Below are 15,284 nucleotides of genomic sequence, written 5' to 3'. Positions count from 1 at the left end.
AATGAACAGCACGAGCGTGCGCCGGATCGGTCTCTTCGTCGCGGCGGTGGCCGCGCTGTCGGGGGCGACCGCCTGCTCCTCGGGCTCCTCGGGGGGCTCCGACCAGGACGACAAGGCGTCCGGCAAGGACGCCTCGCACCTCAGCCCCATCGCGGCGCTGCGCACCGCGGAGAAGTCCACCGACGGCGCCGACTCCGCCAAGGTCGAGTCCACGACCACGATGGGCTCCCTGATGGCGATAAAGGCCGACGGCGCCCTCGGCTGGTCCGACGGCCTCACCGGCAACCTCACCATCACGTACACCGGCGGCACCATGGCCGACACCATGCGCCAGCTGGGCACCACCTCGATGCAGGCCCGCTATCTGCCCGACGCCTACTACGCGAAGATGGGCGAGAAGTTCGCCCAGCAGGCCGGCGGCAAGCACTGGATCCGGTACGGCTACGACGACCTCGCCGACCTCGGCGGCGGCTCCGGCGCCTATCTCAAGGACCAGATGCAGAACACGACGCCCAACCAGTCGGTGAAGCTCCTGCTGGCCTCCGGGGACGTCAAGAAGGTCGGCACCGAGAAGGTGCGCGGCGTGAACACCACGCACTACGCGGGCACGGTGGACGTCGCCGACCTCGCGGGCAAGAACTCCAACCTCACGGCGAGCCAGCTGGCCGGCCTGAAGAAGCAGCTCACCCAGGCCGGGGTCACCACCGAGTCCGTCGACATCTGGGTCGACGACCAGGACCTGCTGGTGAAGAAGACCGAGAAGGGCCAGATGTCGGCCGGTGAGTACAGCCAGACCGCGTACTACAGCGACTACGGCGTGAAGGTCTCCGCCCAGGAGCCCCCGGCGGCTGACACCGAGGACTTCAAGGAGCTGCTGAAGAAGCAGGGCGGCGCCTCCGCGGCCCCCTGAGACCGGAGTTTCCCCTGGTGAGTGCGGTATTGGGGGAGACTTCTGAGGCGACTGAGGTTAGGCTCACGGCACCTGTGTATTTGCCAAGAGTTTCCTTTGGGGGGAAATCGATGGAGTTTTCGGTACGTGGTTCCGTGCGCCGCAGAGCGACCGGGGCCGGCCTCGCCGCCCTGCTGCTCGCCGCCGGAGCCGTGGGCTGTCAGAAGGGCGACGACGCGGACGCGGAGAAGTCGCCGGCGATGACGCCCGCCGCGGCCGTCGCCAAGGCCGCGAAGAACAGCGAGGACATCACGTCCCTGCGTTACCGCATGACGGGGAAGGTCCCGGGGGAGGGGCAGATCTCCGGCGAGGCGGCGATGAGCATGAAGCCGCTCGCGATGAGCATGAAGATGACGGCGAAGGACCAGGCCACCGACGGCCCGGTCGAGATCCGGCTCGTGGACAACGCCATGTACATCGGCGGCAACGCCGAGATGTCCAAGGAGATGGACGGCAAGAGCTGGATCAAGTTCGACATGTCCGCGCTCGGCGCCGACAAGGAGCTGAACGCCGACCAGCTGGGCGCCGGCCAGGCCGACAAGAACCCGGCCAGCGACTCCACCTTCCTCACCGGCTCCAAGGACGTGAAGAAGGTCGGCACCGAGACCGTCGAGGGCGTCAAGACCACCCACTACAAGGGCACGGTCACGCTCGCCGACCTCAAGGCCTCCTTCAAGGACGAGAGCAAGACCGTCCGCGAGCAGCGCGAGAAGAGCCTCGAGCAGTACGAGAAGATGGGCATCGACTCGATGACCATGGACATGTGGATCGACGGCGACGACCACACCAAGCAGTTCCGGATGCGGGGCGACGCCGACAAGGGCCCGATGGACATGACCATCACCTTCCTCGACTACAACAAGCCGGTGACCGTCGCGGCCCCGCCCGCCAAGGACACCGCCGACCTGGCCGAGATGATGAAGGGGGCCCAGACCGGCTGAGCGCCGCAGGACCGGATTTGCCTCGCGGCAATCCGGTCACGTACTCTCCTGAAGAAGCCAAAGACCGCTGGTCGTTGCCGTGTGCTCGCAAGAGGGCCCGGTGGCCGAAGGATCCGCTGAACTGCGGACGACCCGCGCAGGTGACTGTGGAAGAGCTCCCGGCAAGCCCCTGTCCAAGGGGATTTCGGTCGAGCTACGCCCCGTGCGCCTGCGCCGGGGCGTTTCGTTTTTGCCGGCCCTTCCGAGCGGTCTCATCACCCGGAAGGAGGCCGACGCTTATGGCAAGGCCCGACAAGGCTGCCGCGGTGGCCGAGCTGACGGAGCAGTTCCGCAGCTCGAACGCCGCCGTGCTGACCGAGTACCGGGGTCTCACCGTGGCGCAGCTGAAGACGCTGCGCCGTTCGCTCGGTGAGAACGCCCAGTACGCCGTGGTGAAGAACACGCTGACCAAGATTGCGGCCAACGAGGCCGGGATCTCGACGCTCGACGACCTGTTCAACGGTCCGACGGCGGTCGCCTTCGTCACCGGTGACCCGGTGGAGTCGGCGAAGGGTCTTCGTGACTTCGCCAAGGACAACCCGAATCTCGTCATCAAGGGCGGTGTCCTTGACGGCAAGGCGCTGTCCGCCGACGAGATCAAGAAGCTTGCGGACCTCGAGTCCCGCGAGGTTCTGCTCGCCAAGCTGGCGGGCGCCCTGAAGGGCAAGCAGACGCAGGCTGCTCAGGTCTTCCAGGCGCTCCCGTCGAAGCTCGTCCGCACCGTGGACGCGCTTCGCGCCAAGCAGGACGAGCAGGGCGGTGCCGAGTAACTCGGCTCGCGAAATGACTGCCGCCCGAAGGCTTCGGCCCTCAAGGCAGCGGTCGTAGCGGGCCGAACGTACGCCCGCCAGACATGTACATCCGGCACCAGCCGAATTAGTGGAAGGAAAGCCATCGTGGCTCTCACCCAGGACGAACTGCTCGCCGAGTTCGAGGGCATGACCCTCATCCAGCTCTCCGAGTTCGTGAAGGCGTTCGAGGAGAAGTTCGACGTCACCGCCGCCGCCGCGGCCGTCGCCGTTGCCGCCCCCGCGGGTGGCGCCGGTGGCGCTGCCGAGGCCGCCGAGGAGAAGGACGAGTTCGACGTCATCCTCACCGGCGCCGGCGACAAGAAGATCCAGGTCATCAAGGTCGTGCGTGAGCTGACCTCCCTCGGCCTGAAGGAGGCCAAGGACCTGGTGGACGGCGCCCCGAAGCCCGTCCTCGAGAAGGTTGCCAAGGACGCCGCCGACAAGGCGAAGGAGTCCCTCGAGGGCGCCGGCGCCTCGGTCGAGGTCAAGTAAGACCTCTCGGCTCCACCGGGCGTGTAACGCCTGAGCAGTGAAGAGCGATCATCCATCCGGGTGGTCGCTCTTCGGCGTTCTGGGGCGTCGGGCGGCGGCTGCCTTGCACCGACCGGTGTGCGGAGTATGGTGATCTTCGTCGTGCCTTCAAGCACCCCAGGTGGTATGTGGTTTGGGCCATGGGGGCCTTGACGAACCGCACGCAGCGCGCAATTCTCAGGACGCGTCGTCACAACGATCCGAATCCGAGGCATGGATCGGCGACGAAGAGGGCAGTATCAACGTGCATCGAGGGCAGGCATGCCGAGGGCGTTGAGGACAACGAGGGTCTCAAAAAATCGGGGCTGGACATCAGTGTGCCAAGTGGCTACACTGACCCTTTGCGCTGCCTGTTAGCTGTCCCCTGCCCGTCACCAGGGGTCTGCCCTCGCCCCAGCACCGACGTTCAGACCGTCCCTGACCTGGCCAAAAAGCCGTCCCAGGGAAATCTGTCCTCGTGCGCTGGATGAGGGACCGGTACGCGCGTAGTGAGTCCGAGCCCTCGGAAGGACCCCCTCTTGGCCGCCTCGCGCAATGCCTCGACCGCGAATACGAACAACGGCGCCAGCACCGCCCCGCTGCGCATCTCTTTTGCAAAGATCAAGGAGCCTCTCGAGGTTCCCAACCTGCTCGCGCTGCAGACCGAGAGCTTTGACTGGCTGCTCGGCAACACCGCCTGGCAGAGTCGGGTCGAGGAGGCTCTGGAATCCGGTCAGGATGTCCCCACGAAGTCCGGCCTCGAGGAGATCTTCGAGGAGATCTCCCCGATCGAGGACTTCTCCGGGTCGATGTCGCTGACGTTCCGCGACCACCGTTTCGAGCCGCCGAAGAACAGCATCGACGAGTGCAAGGAGCGCGACTTCACGTACGCGGCTCCGCTGTTCGTCACGGCCGAGTTCACCAACAACGAGACCGGCGAGATCAAGTCCCAGACGGTCTTCATGGGCGACTTCCCGCTCATGACCAACAAGGGCACCTTCGTCATCAACGGCACCGAGCGTGTCGTGGTGTCGCAGCTGGTCCGTTCGCCGGGTGTCTACTTCGACTCCTCCATCGACAAGACGTCCGACAAGGACATCTTCTCCGCCAAGATCATCCCGTCCCGGGGTGCCTGGCTGGAGATGGAGATCGACAAGCGCGACATGGTCGGTGTGCGCATCGACCGCAAGCGCAAGCAGTCCGTCACCGTGCTCCTGAAGGCTCTCGGTTGGACGACCGAGCAGATCCTGGAGGAGTTCGGCGAGTACGAGTCGATGCGCGCCACCCTGGAGAAGGACCACACCCAGGGCCAGGACGACGCGCTGCTCGACATCTACCGCAAGCTGCGTCCGGGCGAGCCCCCCACGCGTGAGGCCGCGCAGACGCTGCTCGAGAACCTCTACTTCAACCCCAAGCGCTACGACCTCGCCAAGGTCGGCCGCTACAAGGTCAACAAGAAGCTGGGTGCGGACGCTCCGCTGGACGCGGGCATCCTGACCGTCGAGGACATCATCTCGACGATCAAGTACCTGGTGAAGCTGCACGCGGGCGAGATCGAGACGGTCGGCGACAGCGGCCAGACGATCGTCGTCGAGACCGACGACATCGACCACTTCGGCAACCGTCGTCTGCGCAGCGTCGGCGAGCTCATCCAGAACCAGGTCCGTACGGGTCTGGCGCGTATGGAGCGAGTCGTCCGTGAGCGCATGACGACCCAGGACGTCGAGGCGATCACGCCGCAGACCCTGATCAACATCCGGCCGGTCGTCGCCTCCATCAAGGAGTTCTTCGGCACCAGCCAGCTCTCGCAGTTCATGGACCAGAACAACCCGCTGTCGGGTCTCACCCACAAGCGCCGTCTGTCGGCTCTTGGCCCGGGTGGTCTCTCCCGTGAGCGGGCCGGCTTCGAGGTCCGTGACGTGCACCCCTCGCACTACGGCCGCATGTGCCCGATCGAGACGCCCGAAGGCCCGAACATCGGTCTGATCGGCTCGCTCGCCTCCTACGGCCGGGTCAACGCGTTCGGTTTCGTCGAGACGCCGTACCGCAAGGTCGTCGACGGCCAGGTCACCGACGAGGTGGACTACCTGACGGCCGACGAAGAGGACCGATTCGTCATCGCGCAGGCCAACGCCACCCTGACGGACGACCTGCGCTTCGCCGAGAACCGCGTCCTCGTCCGCCGCCGTGGCGGTGAGGTCGACTACGTCGCCGGTGACGACGTGGACTACATGGACGTCTCGCCGCGCCAGATGGTGTCGGTCGCGACCGCCATGATCCCGTTCCTCGAGCACGACGACGCCAACCGTGCCCTGATGGGCGCGAACATGATGCGCCAGGCCGTGCCGCTCATCAAGAGCGAGGCCCCGCTCGTCGGCACCGGCATGGAGTACCGCTCCGCGGTCGACGCCGGCGACGTGGTCAAGGCCGAGAAGGCGGGTGTGGTCCAGGAGGTCTCCGCGGACTACATCACCACCGCCAACGACGACGGCACGTACATCACGTACCGCCTGGCCAAGTTCGCCCGTTCCAACCAGGGCACCTCGGTCAACCAGAAGGTCATCGTCAGCGAGGGCGACCGCCTCGTCGAGGGCCAGGTCCTCGCCGACGGTCCCGCCACCCAAGAGGGCGAGATGGCCCTCGGCAAGAACCTGCTGGTCGCGTTCATGCCGTGGGAGGGTCACAACTACGAGGACGCGATCATCCTGTCGCAGCGCCTCGTGCAGGACGACGTCCTCTCCTCGATCCACATCGAGGAGCACGAGGTCGACGCCCGTGACACCAAGCTCGGCCCCGAGGAGATCACCCGGGACATCCCGAACGTCTCCGAGGAGGTCCTCGCCGACCTCGACGAGCGCGGCATCATCCGCATCGGTGCCGAGGTCATCGCCGGCGACATCCTCGTCGGCAAGGTGACCCCCAAGGGTGAGACCGAGCTGACCCCCGAGGAGCGCCTGCTGCGCGCGATCTTCGGTGAGAAGGCCCGTGAGGTCCGTGACACCTCGCTGAAGGTGCCGCACGGCGAGACCGGCAAGGTCATCGGCGTACGCGTCTTCGACCGCGAGGAGGGTGACGAGCTTCCCCCCGGTGTGAACCAGCTGGTGCGCGTCTACGTCGCGCAGAAGCGCAAGATCACCGACGGTGACAAGCTCGCCGGCCGCCACGGCAACAAGGGCGTCATCTCCAAGATCCTGCCCATCGAGGACATGCCGTTCCTCGAGGACGGAACGCCGGTCGACATCATCCTCAACCCGCTGGGTGTCCCGTCCCGAATGAACCCGGGACAGGTCCTGGAGATCCACCTCGGCTGGCTCGCCAGCCGCGGCTGGGACGTCTCCGGCCTCAGCGAGGAGTGGGCGCAGCGCCTGCAGGCGATCGGCGCCGACCAGGTCGACCCGGGCACGAACGTCGCGACCCCCGTCTTCGACGGTGCGCGCGAGGACGAGCTCGCGGGTCTGCTGCAGCACACCATTCCGAACCGGGACGGCGAGCGCATGGTGCTCCCGACCGGTAAGGCGCGGCTGTTCGACGGCCGCAGCGGTGAGCCGTTCCCGGACCCGATCTCGGTCGGCTACATGTACATCCTGAAGCTGCACCACCTGGTCGACGACAAGCTGCACGCCCGCTCGACCGGTCCGTACTCGATGATCACCCAGCAGCCGCTGGGTGGTAAGGCCCAGTTCGGTGGCCAGCGGTTCGGCGAGATGGAGGTGTGGGCGCTGGAGGCTTACGGCGCCGCCTACGCCCTCCAGGAGCTGCTGACCATCAAGTCCGACGACGTCACCGGCCGCGTGAAGGTCTACGAGGCCATCGTCAAGGGCGAGAACATCCCCGAGCCCGGCATCCCCGAGTCCTTCAAGGTGCTCATCAAGGAGATGCAGTCTCTCTGCCTGAACGTGGAGGTGCTGTCCAGCGACGGTATGTCCATCGAGATGCGCGACACCGACGAGGACGTCTTCCGCGCTGCGGAGGAGCTCGGCATCGACCTGTCCCGGCGCGAGCCGAGCAGCGTCGAAGAGGTCTGACGGGAGTCCGGCGGGCCCTGACCGACCAGGGCCCGCCGACCCCCAGGCCCCCGTTTCAGACCACAGACTCACGACCCTGAGAGGGATTGACGCATAGTGCTCGACGTCAACTTCTTCGACGAGCTCCGGATCGGCCTGGCCACCGCTGACGACATCCGTCAGTGGAGCCACGGCGAGGTCAAGAAGCCCGAGACCATCAACTACCGCACCCTCAAGCCGGAAAAGGACGGACTCTTCTGCGAGAAGATCTTCGGCCCCACCCGGGACTGGGAGTGCTACTGCGGCAAGTACAAGCGTGTCCGCTTCAAGGGCATCATCTGTGAGCGCTGCGGCGTCGAGGTCACTCGCGCCAAGGTGCGCCGTGAGCGGATGGGCCACATCGAGCTGGCCGCTCCCGTCACGCACATCTGGTACTTCAAGGGCGTCCCGTCGCGTCTGGGCTACCTGCTCGACCTGGCCCCCAAGGACCTCGAGAAGGTCATCTACTTCGCGGCGTACATGATCACGTACGTCGACGAGGAGCGCCGTACCCGCGACCTGCCCTCCCTGGAGGCGCACGTCTCCGTCGAGCGTCAGCAGGTGGAGAACCGCCGGGACGCCGACCTGGAGGCCCGCGCCAAGAAGCTCGAGACCGACCTGGCCGAGCTGGAGGCCGAGGGCGCCAAGGCCGACGTGCGCCGCAAGGTGCGCGAGGGTGCCGAGCGCGAGATGAAGCAGCTGCGCGACCGTGCGCAGCGCGAGATCGACCGCCTCGACGAGGTGTGGACCCGGTTCAAGAACCTCAAGGTCCAGGACCTCGAGGGCGACGAGCTGCTCTACCGCGAGCTGCGCGACCGCTTCGGCACGTACTTCGACGGATCGATGGGTGCCGCGGCGCTGCAGAAGCGCCTGGAGTCCTTCGACCTCGAGGAGGAGGCCGAGAAGCTCCGCGAGATCATCCGCACCGGCAAGGGCCAGAAGAAGACCCGCGCCCTGAAGCGGCTGAAGGTCGTGTCTGCCTTCCTGCAGACCTCCAACAGCCCCAAGGGCATGGTGCTCGACTGCGTGCCGGTCATCCCGCCGGACCTTCGCCCGATGGTGCAGCTGGACGGTGGCCGCTTCGCGACCTCCGACCTGAACGACCTGTACCGCCGTGTCATCAACCGCAACAACCGCCTGAAGCGGCTTCTCGACCTCGGTGCGCCCGAGATCATCGTGAACAACGAGAAGCGCATGCTCCAGGAGGCCGTCGACGCGCTCTTCGACAACGGCCGCCGCGGCCGCCCGGTCACGGGCCCCGGCAACCGTCCGCTGAAGTCGCTGTCCGACATGCTCAAGGGCAAGCAGGGCCGCTTCCGTCAGAACCTGCTCGGCAAGCGAGTCGACTACTCGGCGCGTTCCGTCATCGTCGTCGGCCCGCAGCTGAAGCTGCACCAGTGCGGTCTGCCCAAGGCCATGGCGCTGGAGCTGTTCAAGCCGTTCGTGATGAAGCGGCTCGTGGACCTGAACCACGCGCAGAACATCAAGTCCGCCAAGCGCATGGTGGAGCGCGGCCGCACCGTCGTGTACGACGTCCTCGAAGAGGTCATCGCCGAGCACCCGGTGCTGCTCAACCGTGCTCCCACCCTGCACCGCCTCGGCATCCAGGCCTTCGAGCCGCAGCTGGTCGAGGGCAAGGCCATCCAGATCCACCCGCTCGTGTGCACCGCGTTCAACGCGGACTTCGACGGTGACCAGATGGCCGTGCACCTGCCGCTGTCCGCGGAGGCGCAGGCCGAGGCCCGCATCCTGATGCTGTCCTCGAACAACATCCTCAAGCCGGCCGACGGCCGTCCGGTGACGATGCCGACCCAGGACATGGTCCTCGGTCTGTTCTTCCTCACCACCGACGGCGAGATGCGGAACGTGAAGGGCGAGGACCGCTCCTTCGCGTCCGTGGCCGAGGCGATCATGGCGTTCGACGCCGGCGACCTCTCGCTGCAGTCGAAGGTGGACATCCGCTTCCCGGTGGGCACCATCCCGCCGCGCGGCTGGACGCCTCCGGCGCAGGAGGAGGGCGAGCCGGAGTGGCAGCAGGGTGACAGCTTCCGTCTGAAGACCACGCTGGGCCGTGCGCTCTTCAACGAACTGCTGCCCGAGGACTACCCGTTCGTCGACTACGAGGTCGGCAAGAAGCAGCTCTCCGAGATCGTCAACGACCTCGCCGAGCGCTACCCCAAGGTCATCGTGGCGGCGACGCTCGACAACCTGAAGGCGGCCGGCTTCTTCTGGGCGACCCGTTCCGGTGTCACCGTGGCCATCTCCGACGTCGTCGTTCCCGAGGCGAAGAAGGAGATCGTCAAGGGCTACGAGGCGCAGGACGAGAAGGTCCAGAAGCAGTACGAGCGCGGTCTGATCACCAAGGACGAGCGCACGCAGGAGCTCATCGCGATCTGGACCAAGGCGACCAACGAGGTCGCCGAGGCGATGAACGACAACTTCCCGAAGACCAACCCGATCTTCATGATGGTGAACTCGGGTGCACGAGGCAACATGATGCAGATGCGTCAGATCGCCGGTATGCGTGGTCTGGTGTCGAACGCGAAGAACGAGACGATCCCGCGTCCGATCAAGGCGTCGTTCCGCGAGGGCCTGTCCGTGCTGGAGTACTTCATCTCCACGCACGGTGCCCGTAAGGGTCTGGCGGACACCGCCCTGCGTACCGCCGACTCCGGTTACCTCACCCGTCGTCTGGTCGACGTCTCCCAGGACGTCATCATCCGCGAGGAGGACTGCGGCACCGACCGCGGTCTGCGCCTCAAGATCGCCGACCGTGGCGCCGACGGCGTCCTGCGCAAGGCGGACGACGTCGAGACCAGCGTGTACGCGCGCTGCCTCGCCGAGGACATCGTGGTCGACGGCAAGGTGCTCGCCCCGGCGGGCGTGGACCTCGGTGACGTGCTCATCGACCAGCTGGTCGCCAACGGCATCGAGGAGGTCAAGACCCGCTCGATCCTGACCTGCGAGTCCCAGGTCGGCACCTGCGCCATGTGCTACGGCCGCTCGCTGGCCACCGGCAAGCTGGTCGACATCGGTGAGGCGGTCGGCATCATCGCCGCCCAGTCCATCGGTGAGCCCGGCACCCAGCTGACGATGCGTACCTTCCACACCGGTGGTGTGGCCGGTGACGACATCACCCAGGGTCTGCCGCGTGTCGTCGAGCTCTTCGAGGCCCGTACGCCCAAGGGTGTCGCCCCGATCTCCGAGGCCTCCGGCCGCGTGCGGATCGAGGAGACCGAGAAGACCAAGAAGATCGTCGTCACCCCGGACGACGGCAGCGACGAGACGGCGTACCCGATCTCGAAGCGTGCCCGGCTCCTGGTGTCCGAGGGCGAGCACGTCGAGGTGGGCCAGAAGCTCACCGTGGGTGCCACCAACCCGCACGACGTGCTGCGCATCCTGGGCCAGCGTGCCGTCCAGGTCCACCTGGTCGGCGAGGTCCAGAAGGTCTACAACTCGCAGGGTGTGTCGATCCACGACAAGCACATCGAGATCATCATCCGGCAGATGCTGCGCCGTGTGACGATCATCGAGTCCGGCGACGCCGAGCTGCTGCCCGGCGAGCTGGTCGAGCGCTCGAAGTTCGAGACCGAGAACCGTCGTGTGGTCCAGGAGGGCGGTCACCCGGCCTCCGGTCGTCCGCAGCTCATGGGCATCACCAAGGCCTCGCTGGCCACGGAGTCCTGGCTGTCGGCGGCGTCCTTCCAGGAGACGACGCGAGTCCTCACGGACGCGGCGATCAACGCCAAGTCCGACTCGCTCATCGGCCTCAAGGAGAACGTCATCATCGGTAAGCTCATCCCGGCCGGTACGGGCCTGTCCCGCTACCGCAACATCCGGGTCGAGCCCACCGAGGAGGCCAAGGCCGCGATGTACTCGGCCGTCGGCTACGACGACATCGACTACAGCCCGTTCGGCACGGGCTCCGGCCAGGCGGTGCCGCTGGAGGACTACGACTACGGGCCGTACAACCAGTAGGCAAGCGTTCGCTCGCATCGCAGGGCGGTCACCTCTCGGGGTGGCCGCCCTGCGGCGTGTTCTCAGGAACCCCCGCGGGAACCCCTGCCGAAAACGGTGCGTTGGAGCATGATGAAGGGATTCAGCCGCCTCTGGGGGAGGTGTCCGTGTCGTACCCGACTCCTTGGCAGCCGTGGCAGGCGCAGGCCGGCCCGTCCATGCTTGCCTCGCATGCGGATCGTGAGCGTGCCGTGGATGTGCTCAGAGCGGGGTACGGGGAGGGCAGGCTGCAGCACGACGAGTTCGAGAAGCGCGTGTCGCGGGCCTACGCGGCTCGTACGGTGGGGGAGCTGGCGCTGCTGGTCTCCGACCTCCCGACGGGGCCGGTGCCGCAGCCGGCGGCCGCCGCGCCCGTTCCGCAGACCTTTCTGCCGGTGCGGCGGCAGACGAACGCGAAGGCGATAGGGGCGGCCGTGTGCGGCCTGCTCTGTCTGCCCACCATGGGGCTCACCGGCATCCCGGCGGTCATCCTGGGCCACGCCTCGCGCAACGAGATGGAGCGCACCGGCGAGGGCGGCGACGGTCTCGCCCTGACCGGACTGGTGCTCGGCTGGCTGTCGACCGCGGGCTGGGCGCTGGTGCTGACGCTGCTGCTTGCGGTGTCCATCGCGGCCGGCTGACGACCCCGGCGCAGGGGTCCGAAGCGGCGAATCGAAGATCATTTCTGCGCATGGTCTTGACATGGACCGCACGGTGATGCGGGCGCGGCCCATTTGTTTTGACCACAGCGAATGAGGTAGGTACGCTCAGACCTTGTGCCTGGGGTGTGCCCTGGCTCTCGTGCGTGCCTTCAACCGCATCGCGAGCTGTGAGCGGCCACCGTAATCTGTGCTCTTTCCTGCCTCGCGGCGGGGGTCCACCGGATTCGACACACCCGACCGCGTGGGTCGGCGACGTTCCAGGTTAGCTTCACCATTCGGCACACAGAAACCGGAGAAGTAGTGCCTACGATCCAGCAGCTGGTCCGCAAGGGCCGGCAGGACAAGGTCGAGAAGAACAAGACGCCCGCACTCGAGGGTTCCCCTCAGCGTCGCGGCGTCTGCACGCGTGTGTTCACGACCACCCCGAAGAAGCCGAACTCGGCCCTGCGTAAGGTCGCGCGTGTGCGTCTGACCAGCGGGATCGAGGTCACCGCTTACATTCCGGGTGAGGGACACAACCTGCAGGAGCACTCCATCGTGCTCGTGCGCGGCGGCCGTGTGAAGGACCTGCCGGGTGTTCGCTACAAGATCATCCGTGGTTCGCTCGACACCCAGGGTGTCAAGAACCGCAAGCAGGCCCGCAGCCGCTACGGCGCCAAGAAGGAGAAGTAAGAATGCCTCGTAAGGGCCCCGCCCCGAAGCGCCCGGTCATCATCGACCCGGTCTACGGTTCTCCTCTGGTGACCTCCCTCATCAACAAGGTGCTGCTCAACGGCAAGCGCTCCACCGCCGAGCGCATCGTCTACGGCGCCATGGAGGGTCTGCGTGAGAAGACGGGCAACGACCCGATCATCACGCTGAAGCGCGCGCTGGAGAACATCAAGCCGACCCTCGAGGTCAAGTCCCGCCGTGTCGGTGGTGCGACGTACCAGGTTCCGATCGAGGTCAAGCCCGGTCGTGCCAACACGCTCGCGCTGCGCTGGCTGGTCGGTTACTCGCGCGCCCGTCGCGAGAAGACCATGACCGAGCGTCTGCTCAACGAGCTTCTCGACGCCTCCAACGGCCTTGGTGCCGCTGTGAAGAAGCGCGAGGACACCCACAAGATGGCCGAGTCCAACAAGGCCTTCGCGCACTACCGCTGGTAGTCGCTTCCCCCATCGAGACCGAGAGAAGACTGAAGCCTTATGGCTACCACTTCACTTGACCTGGCCAGGGTCCGCAACATCGGGATCATGGCCCACATCGACGCGGGCAAGACGACCACCACCGAGCGGATCCTCTTCTACACCGGCGTCAGCTACAAGATCGGTGAGGTCCACGACGGCGCTGCCACCATGGACTGGATGGAGCAGGAGCAGGAGCGTGGCATCACGATCACCTCTGCTGCCACCACCTGTCACTGGCCGCTCGAGGACAACGACTACACGATCAACATCATCGACACCCCCGGGCACGTCGACTTCACGGTCGAGGTGGAGCGTTCGCTCCGCGTCCTCGACGGTGCCGTCACGGTGTTCGACGGTGTCGCCGGTGTCGAGCCGCAGTCCGAGACGGTGTGGCGTCAGGCCGACCGTTACGGCGTGCCGCGCATCTGCTTCGTGAACAAGCTGGACCGTACCGGCGCCGAGTTCCACCGCTGCGTGGACATGATCTCGGACCGCCTGGGCGCCCAGCCGCTCGTCATGCAGCTCCCGATCGGCGCCGAGGCCGACTTCAAGGGCGTCGTGGACCTGGTCCGCATGAAGGCGCTCGTGTGGTCCGCCGAGGCCGCCAAGGGCGAGATGTACGACGTCGTCGACATCCCGGCCACGCACACCGAGGCCGCCGAGGAGTGGCGCGGCAAGCTGGTCGAGGCCGTCGCGGAGAACGACGAAGAGGTCATGGAGCTGTACCTGGAGGGCCAGGAGCCCACCGAGGAGCAGCTGTACGCCGCGATCCGTCGCATCACCATCGCGTCCGGCAAGTCCAGCGACACCACGGTCACCCCGGTGTTCTGCGGTACCGCGTTCAAGAACAAGGGCGTCCAGCCCCTGCTCGACGCGGTCGTGCGCTACCTGCCGACCCCGCTCGACGTCGAGGCCATCGAGGGCCACGACGTGAAGGACCCCGAGGTCGTCGTCAAGCGCAAGCCGTCCGACGACGAGCCGCTGTCCGCGCTGGCGTTCAAGATCATGAGCGACCCGCACCTCGGCAAGCTCACCTTCGTCCGGGTCTACTCGGGCCGCCTGGAGTCCGGCACCGCCGTGCTGAACTCCGTCAAGGGCAAGAAGGAGCGCATCGGCAAGATCTACCGCATGCACGCGAACAAGCGTGAGGAGATCGAGTCGGTGGGCGCCGGCGACATCATCGCCGTCATGGGCCTGAAGCAGACCACCACCGGTGAGACGCTGTCCGACGACAAGAACCCGGTCATCCTGGAGTCCATGGACTTCCCGGCGCCGGTCATTCAGGTCGCCATCGAGCCCAAGTCCAAGGGTGACCAGGAGAAGCTGGGTGTCGCCATCCAGCGTCTCGCGGAGGAGGACCCCTCCTTCCAGGTTCACTCGGACGAGGAAACCGGCCAGACCATCATCGGTGGTATGGGCGAGCTGCACCTCGAGGTGCTGGTCGACCGTATGCGCCGTGAGTTCAAGGTCGAGGCCAACGTCGGCAAGCCGCAGGTCGCCTACCGCGAGACGATCCGCAAGGCCGTCGAGCGCGTGGACTACACCCACAAGAAGCAGACCGGTGGTACCGGTCAGTTCGCCAAGGTGCAGATCGCGATCGAGCCCATCGAGGGCGGCGACGCCTCGTACGAGTTCGTGAACAAGGTGACCGGTGGCCGTATCCCGAAGGAGTACATCCCTTCGGTCGACGCCGGTGCGCAGGAGGCCATGCAGTTCGGCATCCTCGCGGGCTACGAGATGACGGGCGTGCGCGTCACGCTCATCGACGGTGGCTACCACGAGGTCGACTCCTCCGAGCTCGCCTTCAAGATCGCCGGCTCGCAGGCCTTCAAGGAGGCCGCCCGCAAGGCCAGCCCCGTGCTGCTCGAGCCGATGATGGCCGTCGAGGTCACCACGCCCGAGGACTACATGGGTGAGGTCATCGGCGACATCAACTCCCGCCGTGGCCAGATCCAGGCCATGGAGGAGCGGGCCGGTGCCCGCGTCGTGAAGGGCCTCGTGCCCCTCTCGGAGATGTTCGGTTACGTCGGCGACCTGCGCAGCAAGACGTCCGGCCGCGCCAGCTACTCCATGCAGTTCGACTCCTACGCCGAGGTTCCGCGGAACGTCGCCGAGGAGATCATCGCGAAGGCCAAGGGCGAGTAACGCACCGCGTTAACGCACTGCGTCCACACGCCTTAGGCTTGA

10 protein-coding genes are annotated in these 15,284 nt (G+C 66.4%); all 10 read left to right on the top strand.

The genetic code is table 11. From position 1 onward, the window contains the following. The first annotated feature begins 1 nt into the window (after position 1). Complete coding sequence (locus MQN93_RS37200) at positions 2 to 910, top strand: SCO4651 family lipoprotein (protein WP_242712974.1); 909 nt, start codon at positions 2 to 4, stop codon at positions 908 to 910. A gap of 110 nt (positions 911 to 1,020) precedes the next feature. Then, complete coding sequence (locus MQN93_RS37195) at positions 1,021 to 1,890, top strand: SCO4651 family lipoprotein (protein ID WP_016434606.1); 870 nt, start codon at positions 1,021 to 1,023, stop codon at positions 1,888 to 1,890. Positions 1,891 to 2,168: 278 nt separating this feature from the next. After that, the gene (gene rplJ, locus MQN93_RS37190) at positions 2,169 to 2,699 is read left to right on the top strand and encodes a 50S ribosomal protein L10 (RefSeq protein WP_016434607.1); all 531 of its coding nucleotides are present in this window, start codon (positions 2,169 to 2,171) and stop codon (positions 2,697 to 2,699) included. A 123-nt stretch (positions 2,700 to 2,822) separates the two neighbouring features. Beyond that, complete coding sequence (rplL, locus tag MQN93_RS37185; protein ID WP_106964460.1) at positions 2,823 to 3,212, top strand: 50S ribosomal protein L7/L12; 390 nt, start codon at positions 2,823 to 2,825, stop codon at positions 3,210 to 3,212. A 557-nt stretch (positions 3,213 to 3,769) separates the two neighbouring features. Further along, positions 3,770 to 7,255, top strand: a complete 3,486-nt coding sequence (rpoB, locus tag MQN93_RS37180; protein WP_016434609.1) for a DNA-directed RNA polymerase subunit beta — start codon at positions 3,770 to 3,772, stop codon at positions 7,253 to 7,255. A 96-nt stretch (positions 7,256 to 7,351) separates the two neighbouring features. Then, on the top strand, positions 7,352 to 11,251 hold the full coding sequence (locus MQN93_RS37175) for a DNA-directed RNA polymerase subunit beta' (protein WP_016434610.1): 3,900 nt from the start codon (positions 7,352 to 7,354) through the stop codon (positions 11,249 to 11,251). Positions 11,252 to 11,448: 197 nt separating this feature from the next. Further along, positions 11,449 to 11,910 (top strand): DUF1707 and DUF4190 domain-containing protein, encoded by a 462-nt coding sequence (locus MQN93_RS37170; RefSeq protein WP_037782707.1) that lies wholly within the window; start codon positions 11,449 to 11,451, stop codon positions 11,908 to 11,910. A gap of 321 nt (positions 11,911 to 12,231) precedes the next feature. Beyond that, positions 12,232 to 12,603, top strand: coding sequence for a 30S ribosomal protein S12 (gene rpsL / locus MQN93_RS37165; protein ID WP_003948652.1), 372 nt, complete (start codon positions 12,232 to 12,234; stop codon positions 12,601 to 12,603). A 2-nt stretch (positions 12,604 to 12,605) separates the two neighbouring features. After that, a complete protein-coding gene (gene rpsG / locus MQN93_RS37160; protein ID WP_003992340.1) occupies positions 12,606 to 13,076 on the top strand; it encodes a 30S ribosomal protein S7 in 471 nt (156 codons plus the stop codon). Between the two features lie 39 nt (positions 13,077 to 13,115). Continuing rightward, positions 13,116 to 15,242: an elongation factor G gene (gene fusA, locus MQN93_RS37155; RefSeq protein ID WP_016434618.1), complete on the top strand. Its 2,127-nt coding sequence runs from the start codon at positions 13,116 to 13,118 to the stop codon at positions 15,240 to 15,242. Positions 15,243 to 15,284 lie beyond the last annotated feature (42 nt).

Origin of the sequence: Streptomyces spinosisporus (assembly GCF_022698145.1) — a bacterium.
Classification (GTDB): Bacteria; Actinomycetota; Actinomycetes; order Streptomycetales; family Streptomycetaceae; genus Streptomyces; species Streptomyces spinosisporus.
This window is presented reverse-complemented; position numbering and strand designations above follow the sequence as displayed.